Below are 23,492 nucleotides of genomic sequence, written 5' to 3' on the forward strand. Positions count from 1 at the left end.
ACGCGAAACGGCCGGCGCAAGCCGGCCTTTTCGTTTCTGCGACCACCTGATCGAGTTTCAATCGTGCAACTGGATCGTCGCCTTGATGTGCTTGAGCTGGGCGACGATCGAGAAGGTCATGATCACGAGCAGCGACCACGATCCCCATTTGCCGAGATGCACCGTGGCCCAGGCGCCGAACTGGTTCGGGTATTGCCAGACGCCGAAGAAGGTGCCGAAGTTTTCGGCGAGCCACAGAAAGAATCCGATCAGCACGAAGGCCAGCACCAGCGGCATGCGACGGTCGCGATCGATCGGCCGGAACACCACGTCGCAGCGCGCGTAAAGCCCCAGCGTGAGCGCCGCCAGCGGAACGCGGATGTCGGCGATGTAGTGATGCGTGAAGAAATTCAGATAGATCAGGATCGAGACGATCCAGGTCATCCAGTACGGCGGGTGGCGCTCGATGCGCAGATCGAGCAGGCGCCAGGCCTGGATCATGTAGCTGCCGACCGCGGCGTACATGAAGCCCGAGAACAAGGGCACGCCGAGCAGCTTGCTGTAGGCCGCGTCGGGGTAGCGCCAGGAGCCGATCGCCGCCGACACCTTGAAGGCCTCGAGCGCGAAGCCTAGCGCATGGAACACCATGATCGCCTTGAACTCGTCGACGCTTTCGAGCCGGCTCCAGAGCAGCCAGGCCTGAGTGACCAAAGCAATCACGAGCAGCAGGTCGTAGCGCGCCAGGCCGAACAGCCCGGCCTTCGGAACCAGCACGACGGCGCCGAAGATGATCACCGCGAACAGGCAGGCGCGGGCCTCCTTGATGCCGAACCAGAGCAGTTCGAGCAGGCCGCGGCGCCAGCCTTCGACGATCGAACGGCGGTCGGGATCGAGCAGGACGCGGTCGAGGCTGGCGAGCATGCGCGAATGATGCCTGCGGAGCGCCTTGCGCGAAACGCGCGACAATGCGCCCATGAGTGAACCGATCCGTTTGTCCAAGGCTGTCATCGCCCTCACGGGCTGTTCGCGGCGCGAGTCCGAGCTGTACATCGAAGGCGGCTGGGTAACGGTGGATGGCGAAGTCGTCGACGCGCCGCAGTTCATGGTCGCCGAAGGCCAGCAGGTGGAGCTGCTGCCGGGCGCCAGGCCGGATGAAGCCGAGCCGGTGACGATCCTGCTGCACAAGCCGGCCGGCATCGAGTCCGACAGCGGCGAGCAGCGGGCCGCGAGCCTGCTGGGCGCCGACACCCGCGTGAGCGAGCACACCGAGCCGCCGATGCGCGTGCTGCGCCGGCATTTCACGCGACTCGACGTGCCGATGCCGCTGACGCGCCAGGCCAGCGGCCTGCTCGTGCTGACGCAGGACTGGCAGGTCAAGCGCAAGCTCACCGAGGACGCGGGCCGGCTCGAGCAGGAGTACGTTGTCGACGTCGGCGGAACGATCGCCGAAGGCGGTCTCGAGCGGCTCAATCGCGGCGAATCATCGGGCAAGTGGAAGCTGCCGGCCTGCAAGCTCAGCTGGCAGAGCGAGAACCGCCTGCGCTTCGCCGGCAAGGACTTGTCGGCCGAACGCATCGCCGCGATGTGCGCCTCGGTCGGCCTCGAGGCGATGACGATCAAGCGCATACGCATCGGCTCGATCGCGATGGCCAGGCTGCAGCCCGGCCAGTGGCGTTATCTGCACAAGGGCAAGCGTTTCTGAAGCGGGACCTCAGTGCTTCCAGGGCCGCAGGGAATGCCCGAGCCTGAGCGTCGCCAGGCGCTCGCGGTCGCAGCGCAAGCTCGACAAGGCCCAGCCTTCGACGAGCGCTGCGGCCGGCGCATCGGTGTTCGTGAGTACCGGGTCGCTCGCGAGCTCCCGGTCGACGCTTTGATCGTGCAGATGGCCCAGATGCGATTGAATGAGCTTGAGCTGCTTCACGTAGCGCGCCGTCGCGGCTTCGTCGAATAGCGGGCCGAAGAACTCCGCCGTGTAGCGCAGCTTCTTGAAGCGCTTGCGCAGCTCGTGCAGCGCTTCGTCCGACAGACTCGTGCGCTGTCGCCAGAGCTTGCGGACCTGGCGATGCTGCTTGCGCAGCAGTTTCAGCGCGTGTCGCTCCAGCGAAACTTCGGGGCCGGCGATCATCGCGCGCGCCTCGTCGGTGCCGAGTTCGCGCAGTGATTCGATCACGCGCCTGAACGCCGGTTGCGAGACCGCATCGACGCAGGCCTGCAAGGCCTGTTCGCCCTGTTTCTGCGCCGCCCGGCGTAAGCGGGTGATCGGCAGGCTAGACGGTTCCCGGGCGAGGCCGTCCAGGGTCTCCTCGACGAACACGTGCCAGTTGCGCGCGGTGCCGCTTTGCTGCGAAAGCAGCCTGAGCTCATCGAGCAGGCCTGGTTTGAGCGCCGGCGACGAGGCCGCGCAATAGTTGCGCACGGCCACGCGCAGGCGACGCAGCGAAATCCGATAGTCGTGCAGCGCATCGGCCGTCGGCTCGCGCAGGAGTGCTTGCGCGAGTGCTGCGAATTCGGATGCGCAGGCCTGCGTCACGGCCAGCGAGCCGCTCGCGGCGTCGACGTTCGGTTTCGGCGATTTCATCGCAGTTCCAGTCGAAATGAGGCCATGAGGCTAGCAAACGTTTTTTCGGCTTGAGCGGCCGTGAACGCGCACGAGTGTCAATGAGCGGTCGGCATCGCGGCACCGGGCGTCTGCGGCTTGGGCCTCACGAACGCGCCGCCGATCGCCGCGCCGAGCAAGGTCATCGCCGCGCCGATCACGAAGGCCAGCTGGTAGCCGGACTTGAGCGCCTCGCGCTCGTCGGCGCCGGAGGCGAGCAGGTCGCTCGTCGCCGCATCGGCCAGGCTCGCGAGCACCGCCAGGCCCAGCGCGCCGCCCATCATGAACGCGGTGTTGGCGATGCCCGAGGCGAGGCCGGACTGGCTTTCGTCGACATCGCTCATCGCCGCGAGCAGCAGCGGGTTGAAGGCCATGCCGCCGCCGATGCCGAGCAGCAGCATGCCGGGCAGGATATGCGCCACGTAGCTTCCATCGATCGGCGCCCGCGAGATCAGCAGCAGCCCGACGCCCGCGATCGCGAGCCCGACCCAGAGCGGCGTGCGGATGCCGAAGCGAATGACGAGCTTGGCCGATAGCCCGAGCGAGAAGATCGCCATGAAGAAATCGGCCGGCATGAACGACAGCCCGACCTGCAGCGGCGAGTAGCCGAGCACGCGCTGCAGGTACAGCGCCGTGATCACGAACCAGGCGAACATGCCGGCCGACCACAGGATGCCGACGATGTTGGCGGTGGCGAGGTTGCGCAGCTTGAGCAGCTGCAGCGGCATCAGCGGATCGCGCACGCGCGCCTCGACGACGAAGAAGGCCAGCAGCAGCGCGGCCGCGATCGCGAGCAGCGTGATCGTCTGCGTCGAAGCCCAGCCGGCCGCGTTGCCGCCGATCACCGCATAGACCGCGGCCATCAGGCCCGAGGTCACGAGCACCGCGCCGGCGACGTCGAGGCGCTGGCGCTGCGCGGGCTGCGCGTCTTCGGGCAGCAGCTTGAGGCAGAACGCGTAGACCGCGATGCCGATCGGCAGGTTGATCAGGAACACCCATTCCCAGCTCATGAATTCGGTCAGCACGCCGCCCAGGATTTCGCCGAGGCTGCCGCCGGCCGCACAGATGAAGCCGTAGACGCCCATCGCTTTCGCGCGTTCGTCCGGGTCGGTGAACAGATTCATGATCAGCGCGAGCGCCACCGCGGTGACCACGGCCCCGCCGACGCCTTGCACGGCCCGCGCGACCACCAGCAGCCACTGCGTCTGCGCGACCCCGCAGGCCAGCGAGGCCACCGTGAAGACGACGAGCCCGCCGAGAAACCAGCGGCGGTTGCCGTAGAGGTCGCCGAGCCGCCCACCGAGCAGCAGGAAGCCGCCGAAAGTCAGCATGTAGGCGTTGAGCACCCAGACCAGCGTGGTCTCCGAAAAGCCCAGGCTGGCCTGGATCGAGGGCAGGGCGACGGTCACGACCGTGGTGTCGAGCACGATCATGAGCACGCCGAAGCAGAGCACGTAGAGCGCGAGCCAGCGTTGGCGCAAGGTCAGGTTCTGGGGCATGGGGTTCTAATTTTTGTGGGGCTTGCCTGAACGTCGAATGGGATCGACCGGATTCGACATGGCTCGGGCGATACCCCGTGGATCAACGCGCTGCGCGTGAGCCGGCCTTGACCGCCAGCACGCCATCGCCTTCGAGCTGAGTCGCGAAGCCGGCCTTCTGCAGGCGCGCCGTGACTTCGCGCGGAACGTCGCGGCCGCTCGTGAGCTTGTTCGGCGAGCCCGTGTAATGGAACAGGCGGCCGCGCGGCCTGAGCACGCGCGCGAGCTGGTCGTAGAAGGCCTGCGAATAGAGCTCGCCGGCGATGCCGAAGCGCGGCGGATCGTGCAGCGCGGCGTCGAACGAGGCGCTCGGCAGTTCGGCGATCCGTTCGCAGACATCGGCGTTCGTCAGCGAGAACGCAGGATTCGCATCGGGGCCGGCGTGTTTCGGCGACCACGGATTGAGACCTCGCAGCCAGATCACGTCCGGGTTCTTCTCGAACGAGGTGACCTGCCGGGCGCCGCAGCGCAGGCACCAGGCCGCGAAGTAGCCGAGTCCGCCGCAGGTGTCGAGGATCGCCTTGCCGGCCGGCTGGATCAGCCCGACCTTGCGCTCGGCGTCCGCGTACGGCGAGACCTGCGCGGTCGGCAGCATCTTGATGCCGTCGATCTCGAAAGTCGGCGGGCCCCAGTCGGTCGGAACGAGCTTGATCAGCGATCCCGAATAGCGCGACACCGGCTCGAAGCCGGCGCCGGTCCACCAGTAGACCGTGCGTTCCTTGCAGACGGCCATGAACGGGAAGTCCTGGCCGTCGTGACGCCAGGCATCTTCGCGGACTTCGACCGTGACGTGGCTCAGGCCGAGGTCGAGCGAGCAGCCGAGCGTACCGTCGCCGGCCGCGCGCGCTTTCAGCAGCGCTTCGTGCACGGGCAAGGTCAGCAGCGGAGCGGGGAGGGTGTTCATGCGGGCCGGCAGCCGAAGGAACGGGCGCCGGATCATATAGAAAAACGCCGCCGTGACCGGCCGCACACATAACCTGCGGTTATGCGGCGGCACGATCAATTCATTGGTCGTGGCCGGCTGCCGCTGGCTAAGTTCGAAGACGACCGCGCGGACCGCGAGAGTCCGCCGTCCGCCTTCCGATCGCCGAGCACAGGAGTTCACGCATGCGCATGCCCGTTCGTTCCGCCGGGGCCTTCTGCCTCTCTGCCTTGACTGCGGCCCTGCTGCTCGGCTGTGCGAATTCCCCGCCGCAGATCGTGGCGGGCGAGCGGCCCTACGACATCCTGATCCGCAACAGCCGGGTACTCGACGGCACCGGCGCGCCGTGGTTCCGCGCCGATGTCGGCGTGCGCGACGGGCATATCGCGGCGGTGGGCGATCTGGCCGGAGCGAGCGCGAAGGAAGTCATCGACGCCCAGGGCAAGATGCTGTCGCCGGGCTTCATCGACATGCATGCGCATTCGGACTTGTCGCTGCTCAAGGACGGCCGCGGCATGAGCAAGATCATGCAGGGCGTGACCACCGAGGTGATCGGCGAGGGCGTGTCGGTGGCCCCGCGTCATGTCGATGACGACGACGGCCAGTACGGCATCAAGCCGGACTGGACCACGCTGAGCGGCTATTTCGATCGCCTGAGAGCCACCGGCACCTCGGGCAACGTGATGTCGTACATCAGCGCCGGCCAGCTGCGCCGCTACGTGATGGGCGAGGGCGCGCAGCGTCGGGCCACCGCCGAGGAACTCGAGCAGATGAAGTCGCTGATGGCCGACGGCATGAAGCAGGGTGCGGCCGGCCTGGTCATGGCGCTCGAGACGCCCGGCTCGGTGCAGTTTCCGCCCGAGGGCGAGCTGAGCCTGGCGATGCCGACCACCGACGATCTCATCGAGATTTCGAAGGTCGCGGCCCGGTACGGCGGCATTTACGCGACGCACCTGCGCGACCAGGGCGAACACTTCGAAGACGGGGTGCGCGAAGCCGCGCTGATCGGCGAAAAGGCCGGCATCCCGGTCGAGATCTTCCATCTCAAGGCGGCGGGCCGACCGAACTTCGGCAAGATGGCGCCGGCGCTGGCGACCATCCACGAGGCGCGCGCCCGCGGCGTCGACATCGCCGCCGATGTCTATCCGTACATCGCGGCTGCGCATCCGCTGTCGGTGGAGATTCCGCGCTGGGCGCACGAGGGCGGCACCGAGAAGATGCTGCAGCGCCTGGCCGATCCGGCGCTGCGCCCGCGGCTGCAGGCCGAAGTCAAGAAGTACATGACCACCAAGTACTACAACGAGCTCACCGGCGCCTCGGGCGCCGACGCGGTGATCGTCTCGTCGGTTCCCAACTCGCCCGGGAAATACGTCGGCAAGACGCTCGGCGACATCGCCCGCGAGCAGGGCAAGGATCCGTACGAGCTCGTGCTGGACCTCTCGATCGAGCAGAACAACAAGGTCGGCATCGTCATGTACTACATGTCCGAGAAGGACATGGTGCTGGCGCTGCGGGATCCGTTCATCAGCTTCGATTCCGACGGCACCGCGGCGAGCCCGGAGTTCGGCGGTCGCCCGCATCCGCGCTGGTACGGCACCTTCCCGCGCGTGCTCGGCCACTACGTGCGCGAGCAGAAGGTGCTGAGCCTCGAGGACGCGGTGCGCCGCATGACCTCGCTGCCGGCGCAGCGCCTCGGACTGATGGATCGCGGCATCCTGCGCCCGGGCATGTGGGCCGATCTGGTGCTGTTCGACCCCGATCGCGTCATCGACAAGGCCAGCTTCGAGAACCCGCACCAGTACCCCGAAGGCATCAGCCACGTGATCGTCAACGGCGTGACCGTGGTCCGCGAGGGCGAGCACAGCGGCAAACTGCCGGGCCAGCCGCTGCTCGGGCGCGGAGCGGTCAGCCCATGAGGCTAGGCTTGGCTTCGCCTGAGCTCATGGAGGATTAAGCGAGGTAGTTCGAAGATGCACCTGTAGCCATCGCACGACGCAGGGACGCGGCGGACGCCACTGGACAGGGACGTTCAATCGGCATTCGCGTGGATACCGCAAGAGCCGCCCTTCGGGGCGGCTTTTGTCGTTCCGGGCCCCGCAAAACCGGGATCGATTAGCATCGCCCGGATGACCCGCATCGGACTGATCTCGGACACCCACGGCCTGCTGAGGCCGCAGGCGCTCGCCGTGCTGGCCGGCTGCGACCGCATCGTCCATGCCGGGGACCGGGGACATCGGCGACCCGGCCATCCTCGAGGCGCTCGCGCGCATCGCCCCGCTGAGCGCGGTGCGCGGCAACAACGATCGCGAGCCCTGGGCCGAGGCCGTGCCCGAGCGGCTCGATTTCAGCGTCGCCGGCCTGAGGGTTCACCTGCTGCACGAGATCGCGCAGCTGCGGCTCGAAGCCCTGGAACCGCGGCCGCAGCTGGTGATCTACGGGCATTCGCACAGGCCGCTGGTCGAGCGCCGCGACGGCCTGCTCTACGTGAACCCGGGCAGCGCCGGCCCGCGACGCTTCAAGCTGCCGATCAGCGTCGGCGAACTGCTCGTCGATGAGAGCGGAACCCCGAGCGCGAGGATCATCGAGCTCGCCGCCGATTGACCAAGCGATTTCCTACGTCAGAATGCGCAGCGGCCGATGATCGATCGGCCCGTCTCTGGGGAGAGAACGCATGTCGCATCGTATCGGAGCGGTCGTACTGGCCTTGGCGCTGGCCTCGGGACTCGGCAGCGCCGTCCAGGCGGCGGAGTCGCAGAAGGCCAAGGCGCAGGCATTGCCGACCGTCAGCGCGGACGATATCGACCTGTGGGCGTTCTCGACGGTGTCCGCCTCGGTCTCGGCGAAGACGCTCGCCGAGTTCCGCGCCATCCCGAACCTGGCGTCCGAATCCAAGGACGACTTGCGCGGCCTGAAGGAAGACAACGCCGAGCCGCAGGCGAGCTACGGCCCGGTCGGCTATCGCTTCACGTATTCGGACGGCCTCGACCTGCGCGTGCTCGATTACGGCGAAAGCGCCTTCGTCACGCGCATGCGCCTGAGCGGCGCCGATCGCGTGGTCAAGGACGAGGTCAGGATCGGCGGTCCGCGCTCGGGCATCGAAGCCGTGCTCGGCCGGCCTTCGCGCGGCGGCGGAAGCTATGCGGTCTACGAGGGCAAGAACGACGTGGTCCGCGTGTTCTACACGCCGGCCGGCCTGATCTCGGCGGTCGAGGTCGATCGCGGCGGCTGAGTGGCCGACGTGGTCCGGCAGAAACAGCAAAGGCGCCTTTCGGCGCCTTTGCTTTACCGCTCCTGCTCGAACTTACGCGGCGTCCTTGTCCAGGGTCACCACGTTCGGGCGAGCCTGGGCCGAAGCTTCGGCCGACACTTCGCCATTGATCGCGATGCGGCGCGGCTTGGCGGTATCGGGAATGCGGCGGACCAGGTCGACGCTCAGCAAGCCGTTCTGCAGCTTGGCACCGGTGACCTCGATGTGGTCGGCCAGGCGGAAGCTCAGCTTGAACGCGCGCTGCGCGATGCCCTGATGCAGGTACTGCACGGACTCGGCGGTCTTCTCGCGACGGCCGCCCGTGATGGTCAGCACTTCGCGTTCGACCTGGATGTCGAGGTCGCCGTCCTGCAGGCCGGCGGCCGCCACGACGATGCGATAGTCATCGGCGCCGTGCTTCTCGACGTTGTAGGGCGGATACGTGGTGGACTCGGCGCGCAAGGCCGTTTCGAACAGATCGTTGAAACGGTCGAAGCCGATGGAGGAACGGAACAGCGGGGCGAGGGAAAGCGTATTCATCTTCAAAGCTCCTGTTTGATCAGCGAGGTTGGTTTTCACCGGAACCCAGACTTCGGCATCCCGGTGCAACTCAATCTAGAGCGGGCCAAACGCTTTTCAAGATGGTCGGAATTTCGACGGAATTTCGACGCCGGCCGGTCGGCCGACTATGCTTCCGGGCCTTTCGCCAGCGCCCTTTCATCGCAGCATGTCCATCGTCCTCACGCCTTTCGCCAAAGCCCGCCTGTTCCCGCGCGACGGCCGGCTCAACGCCATTCAGGACATCACGCCCGCCCAGTTCGAGCAGCATCTGAATACGCATGCGCCGCTCAAAGTGCTCGACGGCTACGCGCCGTTCTGCAAGCTCCACGTGCATCGCAACTGGACCTCGACGCGCTGCCTGACGATTCCGGTCACCGACGCCAACCGGCACCAGCTGCGCTCGGCCTACGAAGCGCGCAACAAGTCCGAACTGCCGGTGCTCGTGCGCTGGTTCGAAGGCCTCGAAGCGCCGGTCGCGAATTATCTGGTCGTGATTCTCTACAGCCGCGAGCAGCTCGAAAAGGAAGGCGAGCGCATCGCCGGCGACTGGGGCATCGTCGGCTGTCTGTACACCGCCGAGCCCGAAGAGATTCCGATGGCCCCGATCACGATGATGCGCAATGCGCTCGGTGTCGAAGAAGGCGGCTCGGGCGTACCGATCGATCGCGAGGCCTACCGGCGCAGCGTCGAGTTCTGGCAGCGCAACGCCAACTGGCGCGTCTGAGCGCTTGCCGCGTCCGACGCCTGCGACGATGATCGCGCGCTTCGGCGTCGCTTTCAGGAGAGTCGCTTTCAGGAGAAACCAGACGATGGCAAGCGAATCGAGACTGCTGTTCATGATCATGCCGCCAGCCGAGATCCGCGAGGCGTTGTCGGCCGCGTTCGAGCGCACCGGCCTGATGTCCGAGCTGGGCGATGCCCTGTTCGCGACGACCAACTGGCATCAGTCCGTATCCGATCGCTACGCGGACATCGCCGCCAATCGCGAGCGCCTGCGTGATGCCGGCGCGGCGGTGCGTGCCGCCCCGTTTCTGATGAGCTTCGAGCGCCTCGGCAGCCGCGGGAAAACCGCGGGTGTCGACCTGCATTGGGAGTTTCAGTCGCGTCGCAAGAAAGTCGACGGGCTGATCCAGCTCATCGATACGCTCAACGCGAGGCTGGCCGATCAGCAGATGGATGCCGGCGGCGGCCACACGCCGCACATCACCGTGAGCTATCGCGCGCCGCGCGTGCTCGAAACCACCGAACTCGGCACGCCGGTGCTCTGGCGCGTCGAAGACTTCGTGCTCGCGCGTGGCGGCGGCTTCCCGTATCGCTACGAAGTGCTCGATCGCTGGCCGCTCACGAGCGTGCCGCAGACCGCGAGCGGGCAGCAGTTGCTGTTCTGAGCCGGCGTCCCGCAATCCTTCATGCGGGCGCGGAAAACCGGCAGCGCGCTACGTTCCGTTACGTTTCTCGACGCGACTTTACAGAGGCCGGCCGCAAGCTGAGCGCATCGCTCCGAGGACCAGCCCCATGTCGAACTCAAATGCCGCTCGAACGCGGACTTGTCACGCACTGTTGCTCGCCACGCTGCTCGTGCTGACCGGCTGCGGCGGGCGTGGCGGTCCGCGCGCAGGCGACGATCGCGAAGGCCCGCAGCAGCGGTATTCCGAGAAGGCGGTGATGCGGGCGCTCGGACAGGTCGAGGCCGACGAGCAGCAGCGCCTGGCCGTGCTGAACGCCTTCGATCGCGACGACGTCGATCGTCGCAGGCTCGCCACCGAAGACGAGCAGCTGCGCAGGCAGATCGCCTCGCTGTCGAAGGGCCAGCCCGATTATCTGGCGCGCATCGAGCCGCTGGCCCGGCGCAAGGGCGAACTCGTCACCGAAGCACTGCTGATCCAGGCGCGCTTCGAGCAAGCCGTCGTCAACACGCTGACGCCCGAGCAGCTCGAACGCTGGGAGGCGCAGTTCAACCAAGCCGTTGAACGCGGCGGATTCGGCGGAGGCGGACGGCGCGGTGGTGGACGCAGCGGCCCGCTCGGCTGAGTCGCAATGCGCCACGCCTCGTCCAAAGGCGGCTTGAGAACTCAGCCTCCCTGCGGATTCGGCGGCAATGCCTTGTGCATCGCATAGCGATGGCGGTTGAGTGGGGCGTTCGGCTCTGCGTCGATCAAGATTCGAAGCGATATTGGAGATGCTCATATCGCGATTGAGTTTAAATCATTGGTTGTAGGCCCCGTGATGAGCGCTAATGCGCGAACGCCTTTCAAGCGAAGCCTGCGACATGAGCGAGAAACCACAAGAAAGCGACAGCATGGCCGGCGGGGCGCGATCGATTGGCCTGGGGCCTGTGTGCCGGTGAGCGCCAGATGAGAAGCTACGGCGACTACGACTACATCATCGCTGGCGGAGGCAGCGCCGGCTGCGTGCTCGCCAATCGTCTGTCTCAAGACCCGGATGTCTCGGTGTTGCTGCTCGAAGCGGGCGGCAAGGACAACTGGATCTGGATCCACATTCCGGTCGGCTATCTGTACTGCATCGGCAATCCGCGCACGGACTGGTGCTATCGCACGCAGGATGAGGTCGGGCTCGGCGGTCGCAACATCCTCTATGCGCGTGGCCGCGTGCTCGGCGGCAGCTCGTCGATCAACGCGATGATCTACATGCGTGGCCAGGCGCGCGACTACGACGAATGGGCTCGGTTGACGGGCGATGCCTCGTGGTCCTGGAACCGTGTGCTGCCGCTGTTCAAGCGCAGCGAGGATCACTGGCGTGGTGGCGATGCGAACCACGGCAGCGGGGGCGAGCTGCGCGTCGAGGAGCAGCGCCTGCGCTGGGACATTCTCGATCGCTTCGCCGAGGCGGCCGAGCAGGCCGGCATTCCGCGCACCCGGGATTTCAACACCGGCGACAACACCGGCTCGGGCAAATTCGAAGTCACGCAGAAGCGCGGCACGCGCTGGAGCGCTTCGCGTGCGTTTCTGCGCCCGGTACTCAAACGACCGAACCTGCGCGTGGTGACCGGCGCGCTGATCGAGCGCGTGAGCGTGCAGGGAGCGCGGGTCGCCGGCGTGGAGTTCACGCTGGCCGGTGAAAAGCTGCATGCGGGCTCGCGCATCGAAACCGTGCTCGCCTCGGGCTCGATCGGCACACCTGCGATCCTGCAACGCTCGGGCATCGGCGATGCGCAGCAGCTGTCGGCGCTCGGCATCGGATCGACGCTGCATGCACCGGGCGTCGGACGCAACCTGCAGGATCATCTGCAGCTGCGCTCGATCTACAAGATCGAAGGCATCCGCTCGCTCAACATGATCGCCAACAGCTACCTTGGCCAGATGATGATGGGCATGGAGTACGCGTGGCGGCGCGGAGGCCCGCTGAGCATGGCGCCGAGCCAGCTCGGCGTGTTCACCAGGTCCGATCCTGCGCAGCCGAGTGCGAACATCGAATATCACGTGCAGCCGCTCTCGCTCGACAAGTTCGGCGATCCGCTGCATCGCTTTCCGGCCTTCACGGCGAGCGTCTGCAACCTGCGGCCGACCTCGCGCGGCTCGGTCGAGATCGTCTCGCGCGAGGCGGCCGATGCGCCACGCATCGCGCCGCATTACCTGTCGACCGACGAGGATCGCAAGGTCGCGGCCGACAGCTTGAGGCTCACGCGGCACATCGTTTCGCAGCCGGCGCTCGCGCCGTACAAGCCGGTCGAGTATCTGCCGGGCCCGTCGTACCAGACCGACGAGGAGCTCGCCACCGCGGCCGGCCTCGTCGGTACGACCATCTTCCATCCTGTCGGCACCTGCCGCATGGGCCGCAGCGACGACGCGCAGGCCGTCGTCGACGAGCGCCTGCGCGTGCGCGGCCTCGAAGGCTTGCGCGTGGTCGATGCCTCGATCATGCCGACGATCACCTCGGGCAACACCAATGCGCCGACGATCATGATCGCGGAGAAGGGCGCGCAGATGATCCGAGAAGATAGACTCGCGCACCGTGCCCCTGCGCAGTCGATCGCGATGGGCGCTCAATCGAATTCCACGGTGGCCAGCGCCGCAGGCGCAGCCGCCCAAGCCTGAGGTTCCGATGGAAGCTTCCGTGCTGTTCCGCGAACAGACGACGCCGAGCGGGCATCGCATCGGCTACGCCGAGCTCAACTCCGAGCGTACGCTCAACTCGCTCACGATCGAGATGATCCGCCTGCTGCAACCGCAGCTCGACGCCTGGGCCGCAGACGCGGGCATCGCCGTCGTGGTGCTGAGCGGGCGAGGGACCAAGGCGTTCTGTGCGGGCGGCGACGTGCGCCGCCTGCAGCAGACCATCGTCGCCGACGCCAAAGCAGGTGCCGGCGCGGCGCTTGAATTCTTCACCGAGGAATATCGGCTCGATCACGCCATCCACCGCTATCCCAAGCCGATCCTGGTCTGGGGCAGCGGCGTGGTCATGGGCGGCGGGCTCGGCTTGATGGTCGGCGCGAGTCATCGCGTCGTCACGCCGAGCTCGAAGATCGCGATGCCCGAGATTCGCATCGGCCTGTTCCCGGACGTCGGCGGCAGTTACTTCCTGAGCCGGCTGCCGCGCGGCTGGGGATTGTTCGTTGGCATGACCGCGGCGCTGCTCAATGCGCATGATGCGATCGTCTCGGGCCTGGCGACGCATCTGCTCGCCGAGCAGGATCGCGACGCGCTCTTCAGCCAGCTCGAAAGCACGCGCTGGCACGATGGCACCCAGGATAATCACCGCCAGCTCGACGAGCTGCTGCGCCCACTCGCGGCAGCCGCGCAGCCGCTATCGCCCGAATCGAACCTGCTCAAGCATGGCGATCATCTCGAACGCCTCGCCGCGAGCGCCGATTTCCGCAGCTTCTACCAAGGCGTGACCGGCTACGACGGCGACGATCACTGGCTCGCGGCGGCCGCGACGACGCTGCGCGCCGGCTCGCCGACGACCGCCGTGCTGGTCTGGGAGCTGCAGCGCCGGCTGGTGAACGCGAGCCTCGGCGACGTATTCAGAACCGAACTCGTCGTCGCCGTGCGCTGCTGCGCCGAAGCCGATTTCGTCGACGGCGTGCGGGCGCTGCTCGTCGACAAGGACAACAAGCCGAGCTGGTCCCCGGCGAGCATCGATGCGCTGACGCCCGCCTGGATCGAGCATTTCTTCGCAGCGCCGGACTGGCCGAGCGGGCGGCATCCGCTGGCCGATCTCGACTAGACGCGGGCGCTGCGGACGGCGGGAAATGCGACACACCGGCCCGCGCGGGTTACCCTGCGCGGCCTTGTCGCTTCCCTCCTTGCACGTGACCACCTCCGAGTCCTCCGCCGAACAGCCCAGCCCGCAGAACGCGGCTTTTGCCAGCCTCGCGCTCAAGCCCGAGCTGCTGCAGGCGCTCGAGTCGCTGAGCTTCACCCAGATGACGCCGATCCAGGCGCAGAGCCTGCCGTCGATCCTGCAGGGCCGCGACGTGATCGGGCAGGCGCGCACGGGCAGCGGCAAGACCGCCGCGTATGGCCTCGGCCTGCTGTCGCGCATCGACCCGGCGCTCGAACAGGTGCAGGCGCTGGTGCTGTGCCCGACGCGCGAACTTGCGGACCAGATCGCCAAGGAGATACGCCGGCTCGCGCGCTGCCTGCCGAACGTCAAGCTCAGCCAGCTCAACGGCGGCATCTCGCAGCGCCCGCAGCTTGCCTCGCTGCAGCATGCGCCGCAGATCATCGTCGGCATGGCCGGCCGCGTGCTCGAACATCTGGAGCAGGGTTCGCTCGATCTTTCCGGCCTGCGCGTACTCGTGCTCGACGAGGCCGATCGCATGCTCGACGGCGATTTCGAAGCCGCGAGCCAGGCCATCGTCAAGCACACGCCGCCGCAGCGGCAGACGCTGTTCTTCTCGGCCACCTACAACGATTCGGTGCGCGCCCTGAGCGCGCGCATCCAGCGCGATCCGCTCAGCATCAGCGTCGACAACGCCACCAGCGCGGCGCAGATCGAGCAGCAGTTCTACGAGGTCGATCCACTGCGCCGTGTCGATGCGCTCGCGCAGCTGCTGAGTTCGCGCCAGCCCGAATCGGCACTCGTGTTCTGCCACACGCGCGGTGATGCGCAGACGGTGGAGCAGCAGCTCGCCAAGCGCGGCTATGCGGTGCTCGCGCTGCATGGCGACATCGATCAGCGCGATCGCGACGAAGTGCTCGTGCGCTTCACCAACGGCAGCGCGCGCGTGCTCGTCGCCACCGACATCGCGGCGCGCGGGCTCGACATTCCGAACCTCGCCGCAGTGATCAGCTACGAGCTGCCGGCCGATCCGGACGCGCACGTGCATCGCGTCGGCCGCACCGGACGGGCCGGGCGCAGCGGCCTGGCCCTGCATCTGTTCTCGCATCGCGAACATGCGCGCGTCACCGCCATCGAAGCCAAGCTCGGCAAGCGCATCGAGACGCGCAAGCTCGCGGTGCCCGCCAAGGTCACCGACAAACCGGTGCCGGCCACGCGCGTGACGATCTGCATCGACGGCGGTCGACGCGACAAGCTGCGGCCCGGCGATCTGCTCGGCGCACTGACCGGCGATGCGGGCCTGCCGGCCGAGGCGGTCGGCAAGATCAGCAGTTTCGATACGCGCACCTACGTCGCCATCGACAAGAAGCTCGCGACCGTCGCGCTCAAGCGGCTGCGCGAGGGCAAGATCAAAGGCAGGAACTTTCGCGTGCGGCCGATCGACTAGGGATGCATCACTCGACGATGCGCCAGCCGTCGTGCTTCTCGCAGGCGGTGCCGCTTGCGTGTGTGCGCTGACCGTCCGCCTTCGCCTCGATCTCGAACTCCCGGCAGGGGCCGCGGGCGGTCTTGAACACCGGCGCGAGGATCATCGTGTAGTCGACGTTCCGGCTGCTGTTGCTCCAGCGGACGGTATGGCGGCCCGGGCCGCCTTCGAAGGCCTCGTCGATGCGCTCGCGGTCGGCGGCGCTCATCAGCTTTCCGAGCCGGTTCTCGGTCTGCGTCGAGCGGACCACGACCTCGGGGCTCGCATCGACGTACAGGGTCGAGGCGCCCGCGAGCAGCAGAACCGCGGTGGCGAACGGCAGCAAGCCCCGCTGCAATTCCGCTGTGTGCATGTCGTCGCTCCTTTGCGTGATGTTTGCTCGCGTTGCCCATGTTCCGCTTCAGGCGCATGGCCGGCCTTGACGCGCGTCAAGGCCGGCGCGAGCTGGCCCGGTCAAGCTGATGGCATCTCGACAAAGGAAGCCACGCCATGAGCCAGTACCGCAAGATCCTGCTGATCGCCGATGCGGCGATGAAACGCACGCCAGCCTTCGAGCGCGCGGTCTGGCTCGCGCGTGCCTGCGGCGCCGCGCTGCACATCGTGCTGTTCGACCGCAACAGCGTCATCGCCGGTGCCGCCTTGATCGACCGCGATGCCGCGGCCGAGGCGCGCAGGATGTGGACGCTCGAACGCGAGCACTGGTTGCGTGTCGAGGCCGCCACGATCGAGGAGGCCGGCGGTGTGGTCGTCACGAGCCAGGTGGTGTGGGCGCGCCCGGGCGCGGACGACATCCTGGACGTCGCCGCCGACCAGCAGGCCGACCTCGTCGTCAAGGACGTGCATCTCGAAGGCGCCTTGCAGCGCGTGCTGCTGACGCCGCTCGACTGGCAGCTGCTGCGTCAATGCGCGGTGCCGCTGATGCTCGTGAACTCGCTGGGCCATGCGCTGCCGCGCCGCATCGTCGCCGCCGTCGATGCGAGCTACGAGCACAAGGCCGGCGATCTCAACGATCGCGTGATCCAGGAGGCGCTGCGGCTGGCGATTCCGTGCGATGCGGAGCTGCACCTGATCCACGCCTTCTCGGGACCGCAGCAGCTCATCGATCCGAACGGCGCCGGTGTCGGTTCCATCGGCGAGCTCGAACGCATCCTGCTGCCGGTGCACCAGCGGAACTTCGCCGCGATCGCCGATGCGCACAGCGTTCCGGCCGATCGCCGTCACTTCCTGCGTGGCACGCCGGTGCGAGTCATCAGCGATTTCGCCCGTCAGCGGCATAGCGACGTCATCGTGATCGGCTCGGTTCGCCACAACTTCATCGACCGCCTGATCATGGGCACCACGGCCGAAGCCCTGCTCGACCAGGCGCCGTGCAACCTGCTCGCGGTGAAGCCCTGAGAACGGGCTCGATCGGTACCGTTCCCGGTCTACGTCAGCGGCTACCCGCTGGGCGGGCGCGCATGGCGAGGCCGTGAATCACGCCGTCACGAAACCGGCTTGCGCGCCGGCTCGGCGAGCAGCGAAGGCGACAGTGGCAGCCGCGTGGTGTTGACGCCCTGGCTCATCGAGATCGACGAGTGCACTTCCTGCACGCCTTCGATCTGCGAGAGCTTGCGCCAGACGAAGTTCTCGTAGGCCTCGAGCGAGGGCACCACGATCTTGAGCAGAAAGTCCACCTGACCCATCAGCGTGTGGCATTCGAGTACCTGTGGAAACGTCTTGATCGCCTTGATGAAGTCGGGCAGCGCGTCCTTGCCGTGGCGCGCCATCTTCACGTGCGCGAACACCATCACCGAATAGCCGAGCTTGCGGTGATCGAGCACAGCCACGCGCTCGCGAATGATGCCGCTGCCGAGCAGGCGCTGGATGCGCCGCCAGATCACCGTCTTCGACGACGACAGCGTCTTGGCAATGACTTCATGCGAGGTCGTCACGTCCTTTTGCAGGATCTCGAGGATGCGCAGGTCCAGGGCGTCGAGGGGCTGGTCCAGTGTTTCCATTATTGGCCTTTGATGGGAACTTAAAACCGAAAAGGAGGCTATAAGCGCCCAAAATAGGACCGCCATTCCCCCAATCCGAGAATACATTGTTCCCACACTTTGGAGGGGACGGCGATGTTCGACAACGAAGGATTCGACGGCCACGAAGCCGTCAGCGCATTCAACGACGAGCGCAGCGGCCTGCGCGGCTTCGTCGCCATTCATTCGACCGCGCTCGGGCCCGCGATGGGCGGTTGCCGCGTCTGGCAATACGCCGACGCCAGCGCCGCGCTGACCGACGTGCTGCGGCTGTCGCGCGGTATGAGCTACAAGAACGCGATCGCCGGCCTGCCGCTCGGTGGCGGCAAGGCGGTGATCATGCGCGAGCCGAACACGCCGACGAACGAAGCGATGTTCGAAGCCTTCGGCGAGGTGGTCGAGCGCCTCGGCGGTCGCTACGTGACGGCAGAGGATGTCGGCGTCAGCGAGCGGGACATGGTCAGCGTCTCGCGACGCACGCGCTACGTCGGTGGCCTGCCGCGTGACGGTGTCAGCGGCGACCCGTCTCCGAAGACTGCGCTCGGCGTGTTCCTGGGCATACGCGCGGCCGTGAAGGCGCGCCTCGGCAAGCGCGAGCTCACGGGCCTGACCGTCGCCGTGCAGGGTCTCGGCAACGTCGGCCGGCATCTGTGCTCGCTGCTGCACCGCGCGGGCGCCAGGCTCATCGTGGCCGATCTCAACGCGGCCGTGGTCCAGAGCGTCTGCGAGCGCTTCGGCGCCGTGGCGGTCGATGTCGACAGCATCCTGAGCCAGAAGGCCGATGTGTTCGCTCCGTGCGCGCTCGGCGGAGTGCTCACGGCCGACACGATTTCGCGCCTGTGCGTGCCCATCGTCGCGGGCGCGGCGAACAACCAGCTGCGCAGCGACGACGACGGCCGCCGGCTGTTCGACGCCGGCATCCTCTACGCACCGGATTACGTCATCAACGCGGGCGGCATCATCGCGGCCGGCCTGGGCTATCTGCAGCCCGGCGACGATGCGCTGGTGGACGATCGCGTCGCGGGCATCGAGCACAGCCTGTCGGAGCTGTTCGAGCGTTCGGCCAGCGCGCGCGTTCCGACCAATCTCATCGCCGACGCGCTCGCGCGCGAACGCCTGGGCCTGCCCATCAAATCCGCGCTCCGTAAGGCTGCCTGATCATGGGAAGCTCCCCACTGCGCCTGCACGTTCCGGAGCCCAAGGCGCGTCCGGGCGACGCGCCGGACTTCGCCTTGATCCAGGTTCCGAAAGTCGGTGCGCTGCGGCGTCCGGCGATCGATGCGTCCGCCGCGGAACTCGGTGCCTACGCCAACGGCCTGATACGCGTGCTCGACGACGAGGGCCATGCGGGCAGCGACTGGAACCCGCAGCTGTCGGCCGATGAACTGCGCGAAGGCCTGCGCTACATGATGCTCACGCGCGCCTACGACGAGCGCATGGTGAAGACGCAGCGCCAGGGCAAGACCTCGTTCTACATCAAGTCCACCGGCGAAGAGGCCATCGCCATTGCCGCTGCGATGGCGCTCGATGGACGCGACATGTGCTTTCCGAGCTATCGCCAGCAGGGTCTCTACATCAAGCGCGGCTGCTCGCTCGTCGAGATGATGTGCCAGGTCTTCAACAACGAGGGCGATCGCCTGAAAGGGCGGCAGATGCCCATCATGTATTCGTCGCGCGAGAACGGCATGTTCTCGATCTCGGGCAATCTCGGAACCCAGTTTCCGCAGGCCGTGGGCTGGGCGATGGCGTCGGCGATCAAGGGCGACACGCGCATCGCCGCGAGCTGGATCGGCGATGGCACCACGGCCGAGGCCGACTTCCATTACGCGATGACGTTCTCGTCGGTGTACCAGGCGCCGGTGGTGCTCAACGTCGTCAACAACCAGTGGGCGATCTCGTCGTTCCAGGGCATCGCGGGCGGCGATCGCGCGACGTTTGCTGCGCGCGCGATCGGCTACGGCATGCCGGGCCTGCGCGTCGACGGCAACGATTTCCTCGCCGTCTACGCGGTGACGCGCTGGGCCGCCGAGCGCGCACGCTCCAATCTCGGCCCGACCCTGATCGAGCTCTATACGTATCGCGCGGCCGCGCATTCGACCAGCGACGATCCTTCGGCATATCGCCCCAAGGATGAAGCGAGCTGCTGGCCGCTCGGCGATCCGATCGAGCGCCTCGAGCGGCATCTGATCGAGACCGGGCAGTGGAGCGAGGCGCGTCACGAGGCGCTCGCCACCGCCTGCGACGACGAGGTGAAGCGTGCACTGCGCGAGGCTGAAAGCAAGGGCACGCTCGGCAGCCGCCACGACGCCGAAACGATCTTCGAAGATGTCTTCAAGGAGATGCCCGTGCATCTGCAACGTCAGCGCGAGCAGCTGCGCAGGAGCCCCAGATGAGCTCGATGAACATGATCCAGGCGCTCAACTCGGCGATGGACGTCATGCTCGGCCGTGACGACAACGTGGTGGTGTTCGGCGAAGACGTGGGTTACTTCGGCGGCGTATTCCGCGCGACCGCGAACCTGCAGAAGAAGTACGGCAGGACGCGCGTCTTCGATACGCCGATCGCCGAAGGCGGCATCATCGGCACCGCGGTCGGCATGGGCGCCTATGGCCTGCGTCCGGTCACTGAAATCCAGTTCGCCGATTACATCTATCCAGCCTTCGACCAGCTGGTGTCCGAAGCCGCGCGCCTGCGCTATCGATCGGGCGGCGACTACTGGGCGCCGCTGACCGTGCGCGCGCCTTGCGGCGGCGGCATCTTCGGCGGGCAGACGCACAGCCAGAGTCCCGAAAGCATCTTCACGCACGTTTGCGGCATCAAGACCGTCATGCCGTCGAATCCCTACGACGCCAAGGGCCTGCTGATCGCCGCGATCGAGGACGACGACCCGGTGGTGTTCTTCGAGCCCAAGCGCATCTACAACGGCCCGTTCGATGGACATCACGACAAGCCGCTGACGCCCTGGGCCCAGCATGCGGCGAGCGAAGTGCCCGATGGCTACTACTCGATTCCGCTCGGCAAGGCCGCGGTCGTGCGTGCGGGCAAGGAAGCCACCATCGTCACCTACGGCACCATGGTGCACGTCTGTCTGGCGGCCGTCGAAGCCAGCGGCATCGATGCCGAAGTGATCGACCTGCGCACGCTGATTCCGCTCGACATCGACACCATCGTCGAGTCCGTCAAGCGCACCGGCCGCTGCGCGATCGTGCACGAGGCGACGCGCACGAGCGGCTTCGGCGCCGAGCTGTCGGCGCTCGTGCAGGAGCATTGCTTCTGGCATCTCGAAGCGCCGATCGAGCGTGTCGCGGGCTGGGACACGCCGTATCCGCATGCCTTCGAGTGGGAATATTTTCCGGGGCCGCAGCGCGTAGCCCAGGCATTGAAGAACCTGATGGAGCCGGTCTGATGGGTGCGTACGTATTCAAGCTGCCGGACATCGGCGAAGGCATCGCCGAATCCGAGATCGCCACCTGGCGCGTCGAAGTCGGCGACCAGATCAGCGAAGACCAGCCGCTGGTCGACATGCTCACCGACAAGGCGGCGGTGGAGATTCCGTCGCCGGTGACCGGCAAGGTCATCGAGCTGCACGGCGCGGCCGGCGACAAGATCGCCGTCGGTGGCCGGCTCGTGACGATACAGCTCGATTCGGCGATCGAAGTCGACGAGACGAAACCCGCCGCTACCGATTCGAGCGCGAACGAGGTCGCGGCCCGAGCCGTCGCTGGCGAGCCGGCTTCGCCCCGGTCGGTTCCGGATGGGGTTGCGGACTCGACTCCGGTTCCGGCCGCGCCGTCGGTGCGCAAGCTCGCGCGCGAGCGCGGCATCGATCTGCGCGAGGTCAAGGCCAGCGGTCCGTCGGGCCGCGTGCTGCGCGACGATCTCGATCGCCACGCCGGCCTGCTCGCCGCAGCGACGCCGGCCGTGGCCGAAGTCGTGCGCGAGCCCGCCGTTTCGGCGCAGCCGGCGGTGCAGGGCGACGACGCGATCGAACAGGTCAAGGTCATCGGCCTGCGCCGCAAGATCGCCGAGGCGATGCAGCGGGCCAAGCAGCGCATTCCGCATTTCGCCTACGTCGAGGAAGTGGACGTCACCGAGCTCGAAGCGATGCGCGCACGGCTCAACGCGAAGTATCCGGATCGTCCGAAGCTCACGCTGCTGCCGCTGCTGATCCAGGCGCTGAGCAAGGCGATCGCCGAGTTCCCGATGATCAACGCGACCTACGACGACGAGGCCGGCGTGGTCTCGCGCTATCGCGCGCTGCATGCGGGCATCGCCACGCAGACGCCGGCGGGGCTCGTGGTGCCGGTCATGAAGGATGCGCAGCGCCTGACGCTGTGGCAGCGCGCTTCGGAGCTGCGCCGGCTCGCCGAAGCGGCACGTGCGGGCAAGGCCACGCGCGCGGAGCTGTCCGGCTCGACGCTGACGATCACGAGCCTCGGCGCGCTCGGCGGCATCGTCACCACGCCGGTCATCAACGCGCCCGAAGTGGCGATCATCGGCGTCAACAAGATCGCGCAGAAGCCGGTGGTGATCGACGGCCAGATCGTGGTGCGATCGATCATGAACCTGTCGTCGAGCTTCGATCATCGCATCGTCGACGGCTTCGACGCCGCGAGCTTCATCCAGCGTGTGAAGGCCCTGCTCGAAGACCCGACGCTGATGTTCGTCGACGGGGCCTGAGGCGACGCCGCGCTGATGCGGTTCCGGAAGCAGCGCCGCTGTCGCTCGATGGAGCGCAGGATGTCGTGGCAGGCGCTGAACGTGTGGTATTCGGACAGGCACGAAAACGGCGCCGCCTCGGGCCAGACACTGTTGTCGGGCTTGCGAAGCCGATACCAGCATTGCGTGCGCGCATCGACGAAGACGCGCTCGCAATAATCGGCGAGCTTTGCTTGCCATGCGGCGTATCGCTCGTCGCCGGTGCGTTCGTGGAGCAGCGCGGCGGCGGCCATCGTCTCGATCTGCACCCATCCGTATTTGTCGCCGTCGTAGGGCGCGCCGTCGGGTCCGTAGCCGTAGATCATGCCGCCGTGACGCGCGTCCCAGCCCGATTCGGTCGCGACCGAGAACAGCTCGCGGGCGCGCTGCAGTCGCCAGGGTTCCGGCGCGTGCCGATCGAGCTGGACGAGCAGCTTGGCCCACTCGACCTGATGTCCGGGCTGGAGGCCCCAGGGGCGGAAGATGTTGCTGCGATCGTTCCGGTTGTAATCCCAGTCGATCGTCCAATCACGGCGATAGTGCTCCCAGATCTGTCCGCCGCACTGCGCGGCCTGGCGATTCACCATGTTGTCCGCGAGCAGGCCCGCGCGATGCAGGAACCGGGCATCTCCGGTGGCTTCGAACGCGGCGATGAGCGCCTCGCACAGATGCATGTTGGTGTTCTGCCCGCGGTAGTCGGAGACGGTCCAGTCCGCGCTCGCTTCGTCCGCATAAAGGCCGTGCTGCGGTTCCCACAAGCGTCGCTCGAGCAGGGCCCAGGTTTCGTCGAGGTGCTTGCGAACTTCGCTCGCACCGGCCTGCAGGGCCCTGGCGTAGGCGAGCAGGACGAAAGCTAGGCCGTAGCCGTGATTCGTCGCATCCGCGACCGTCTTGTCGCGCACGATCCAGGCGTAGCCGCCGTGCGGCCTGCGATGCACGCTGCGTAGAAACGCGATGCCATGCCGTATCGCTGCCAGGTATTCGGTGTGGCCGAATTCCAAGGCGCCGCAGGCGTAGTTGATGATCGCCCGGGTGGTGCCGATCAGATGCCGGGTCCGGTCGTCATGTACGGTTCCGTCCTCACAGAAGAATCCGAAGTAGCCTCCGGTCGGATCGATGCAGCGTGGATGGTAGAAGCCGATGATCCGGGCCAGATGCGTGCGCAGCCCCTCGTGTGTGCGCAATGCCGGAAGGTGGGCGGACATG

General features: G+C 67.0%; 22 protein-coding genes and 1 pseudogene. 15 read left to right on the top strand and 8 right to left on the bottom strand.

The annotated features are described in order from the left end of the window. Positions 1-57: 57 nt before the first annotated feature. Positions 58-954 (bottom strand): DUF817 domain-containing protein, encoded by an 897-nt coding sequence (locus AC3WUM_RS21160; RefSeq protein WP_492412849.1) that lies wholly within the window; start codon positions 952-954, stop codon positions 58-60. Here AC3WUM_RS21160 and AC3WUM_RS21165 point away from each other — a divergent pair. Beyond that, a complete protein-coding gene (locus AC3WUM_RS21165; protein ID WP_492412851.1) occupies positions 953-1,681 on the top strand; it encodes an RNA pseudouridine synthase in 729 nt (242 codons plus the stop codon). The two genes, AC3WUM_RS21160 and AC3WUM_RS21165, sit on opposite strands and share 2 nt — an antisense overlap. Before the next feature lie 9 nt (positions 1,682-1,690). Here the strand turns inward: AC3WUM_RS21165 and AC3WUM_RS21170 are convergent, their stop codons facing one another. The 3 genes from AC3WUM_RS21170 to AC3WUM_RS21180 all read right to left on the bottom strand — a co-directional run bounded on the left by AC3WUM_RS21170 (position 1,691) and on the right by AC3WUM_RS21180 (position 5,017). Further along, positions 1,691-2,557, bottom strand: coding sequence for a CHAD domain-containing protein (locus tag AC3WUM_RS21170; RefSeq protein ID WP_492412852.1), 867 nt, complete (start codon positions 2,555-2,557; stop codon positions 1,691-1,693). Between the two features lie 77 nt (positions 2,558-2,634). Further along, a complete protein-coding gene (locus AC3WUM_RS21175) occupies positions 2,635-4,074 on the bottom strand; it encodes a DHA2 family efflux MFS transporter permease subunit (protein ID WP_492412853.1) in 1,440 nt (479 codons plus the stop codon). Positions 4,075-4,156: 82 nt separating this feature from the next. Beyond that, positions 4,157-5,017, bottom strand: coding sequence for a class I SAM-dependent methyltransferase (locus AC3WUM_RS21180; protein WP_492412854.1), 861 nt, complete (start codon positions 5,015-5,017; stop codon positions 4,157-4,159). A 203-nt stretch (positions 5,018-5,220) separates the two neighbouring features. Here AC3WUM_RS21180 and AC3WUM_RS21185 point away from each other — a divergent pair, with 203 nt between their 5' ends. From AC3WUM_RS21185 to AC3WUM_RS21195, 3 genes and pseudogenes are all read left to right on the top strand, one after another. Then, entirely contained in the window at positions 5,221-6,951 is a 1,731-nt protein-coding gene (locus AC3WUM_RS21185; protein ID WP_492412855.1) for an N-acyl-D-amino-acid deacylase family protein, read from the top strand. A gap of 210 nt (positions 6,952-7,161) precedes the next feature. Continuing rightward, positions 7,162-7,636, top strand: a pseudogene (locus tag AC3WUM_RS21190) (metallophosphoesterase family protein). 70 nt (positions 7,637-7,706) lie between these two features. Then, entirely contained in the window at positions 7,707-8,264 is a 558-nt protein-coding gene (locus AC3WUM_RS21195) for a hypothetical protein (RefSeq protein WP_492412856.1), read from the top strand. Between the two features lie 72 nt (positions 8,265-8,336). Here the strand turns inward: AC3WUM_RS21195 and AC3WUM_RS21200 are convergent, their stop codons facing one another. Next, entirely contained in the window at positions 8,337-8,822 is a 486-nt protein-coding gene (locus AC3WUM_RS21200) for an Hsp20 family protein (protein WP_492412858.1), read from the bottom strand. A gap of 187 nt (positions 8,823-9,009) precedes the next feature. Between AC3WUM_RS21200 and AC3WUM_RS21205 the strand changes: the two genes are divergently transcribed. From AC3WUM_RS21205 to dbpA, 6 genes are all read left to right on the top strand, one after another. Continuing rightward, positions 9,010-9,567: a DUF3228 family protein gene (locus AC3WUM_RS21205; RefSeq protein WP_492412860.1), complete on the top strand. Its 558-nt coding sequence runs from the start codon at positions 9,010-9,012 to the stop codon at positions 9,565-9,567. Positions 9,568-9,652: 85 nt separating this feature from the next. Continuing rightward, on the top strand, positions 9,653-10,231 hold the full coding sequence (locus AC3WUM_RS21210; protein WP_492412861.1) for a 2'-5' RNA ligase family protein: 579 nt from the start codon (positions 9,653-9,655) through the stop codon (positions 10,229-10,231). Between the two features lie 127 nt (positions 10,232-10,358). Further along, on the top strand, positions 10,359-10,874 hold the full coding sequence (locus AC3WUM_RS21215; protein WP_492412862.1) for a hypothetical protein: 516 nt from the start codon (positions 10,359-10,361) through the stop codon (positions 10,872-10,874). Between the two features lie 323 nt (positions 10,875-11,197). Beyond that, positions 11,198-12,898, top strand: coding sequence for a GMC family oxidoreductase (locus tag AC3WUM_RS21220; protein ID WP_492412864.1), 1,701 nt, complete (start codon positions 11,198-11,200; stop codon positions 12,896-12,898). Positions 12,899-12,905: 7 nt separating this feature from the next. Further along, a complete protein-coding gene (locus tag AC3WUM_RS21225; RefSeq protein WP_492412865.1) occupies positions 12,906-14,030 on the top strand; it encodes an enoyl-CoA hydratase/isomerase family protein in 1,125 nt (374 codons plus the stop codon). An 85-nt stretch (positions 14,031-14,115) separates the two neighbouring features. After that, the gene (dbpA, locus tag AC3WUM_RS21230; RefSeq protein WP_492412922.1) at positions 14,116-15,534 is read left to right on the top strand and encodes an ATP-dependent RNA helicase DbpA; all 1,419 of its coding nucleotides are present in this window, start codon (positions 14,116-14,118) and stop codon (positions 15,532-15,534) included. Positions 15,535-15,541: 7 nt separating this feature from the next. Here dbpA and AC3WUM_RS21235 read toward each other — a convergent pair whose 3' ends face one another. Continuing rightward, positions 15,542-15,925: a hypothetical protein gene (locus tag AC3WUM_RS21235; protein WP_492412867.1), complete on the bottom strand. Its 384-nt coding sequence runs from the start codon at positions 15,923-15,925 to the stop codon at positions 15,542-15,544. A 137-nt stretch (positions 15,926-16,062) separates the two neighbouring features. Between AC3WUM_RS21235 and AC3WUM_RS21240 the strand changes: the two genes are divergently transcribed. After that, on the top strand, positions 16,063-16,968 hold the full coding sequence (locus tag AC3WUM_RS21240; RefSeq protein ID WP_492412868.1) for a universal stress protein: 906 nt from the start codon (positions 16,063-16,065) through the stop codon (positions 16,966-16,968). A gap of 86 nt (positions 16,969-17,054) precedes the next feature. On the opposite strand, the gene AC3WUM_RS21245 is transcribed toward AC3WUM_RS21240, so the two are convergent. Further along, entirely contained in the window at positions 17,055-17,570 is a 516-nt protein-coding gene (locus tag AC3WUM_RS21245; protein WP_341917926.1) for an Lrp/AsnC family transcriptional regulator, read from the bottom strand. Between the two features lie 114 nt (positions 17,571-17,684). Between AC3WUM_RS21245 and AC3WUM_RS21250 the strand changes: the two genes are divergently transcribed. Genes AC3WUM_RS21250 through AC3WUM_RS21265 form a run of 4 tightly spaced genes read left to right on the top strand, consistent with a single transcriptional unit; the run spans position 17,685 to position 22,268 of the window. After that, a complete protein-coding gene (locus AC3WUM_RS21250) occupies positions 17,685-18,746 on the top strand; it encodes a Glu/Leu/Phe/Val family dehydrogenase (protein WP_492412870.1) in 1,062 nt (353 codons plus the stop codon). Positions 18,747-18,748: 2 nt separating this feature from the next. Further along, entirely contained in the window at positions 18,749-19,981 is a 1,233-nt protein-coding gene (locus tag AC3WUM_RS21255; protein ID WP_492412872.1) for a 3-methyl-2-oxobutanoate dehydrogenase (2-methylpropanoyl-transferring) subunit alpha, read from the top strand. Then, on the top strand, positions 19,978-20,994 hold the full coding sequence (locus AC3WUM_RS21260; protein ID WP_492412873.1) for an alpha-ketoacid dehydrogenase subunit beta: 1,017 nt from the start codon (positions 19,978-19,980) through the stop codon (positions 20,992-20,994). The genes AC3WUM_RS21255 and AC3WUM_RS21260 overlap by 4 nt, the downstream gene beginning before the upstream one ends. After that, positions 20,994-22,268, top strand: a complete 1,275-nt coding sequence (locus tag AC3WUM_RS21265; protein ID WP_492412875.1) for a dihydrolipoamide acetyltransferase family protein — start codon at positions 20,994-20,996, stop codon at positions 22,266-22,268. The genes AC3WUM_RS21260 and AC3WUM_RS21265 overlap by 1 nt, the downstream gene beginning before the upstream one ends. On the opposite strand, the gene AC3WUM_RS21270 is transcribed toward AC3WUM_RS21265, so the two are convergent. After that, entirely contained in the window at positions 22,172-23,491 is a 1,320-nt protein-coding gene (locus AC3WUM_RS21270) for an AGE family epimerase/isomerase (RefSeq protein WP_492412876.1), read from the bottom strand. The genes AC3WUM_RS21265 and AC3WUM_RS21270 overlap by 97 nt on opposite strands. Position 23,492: the final 1 nt, after the last annotated feature.

The organism is Hydrocarboniphaga sp. FW305-C-57 (assembly GCF_058783045.1).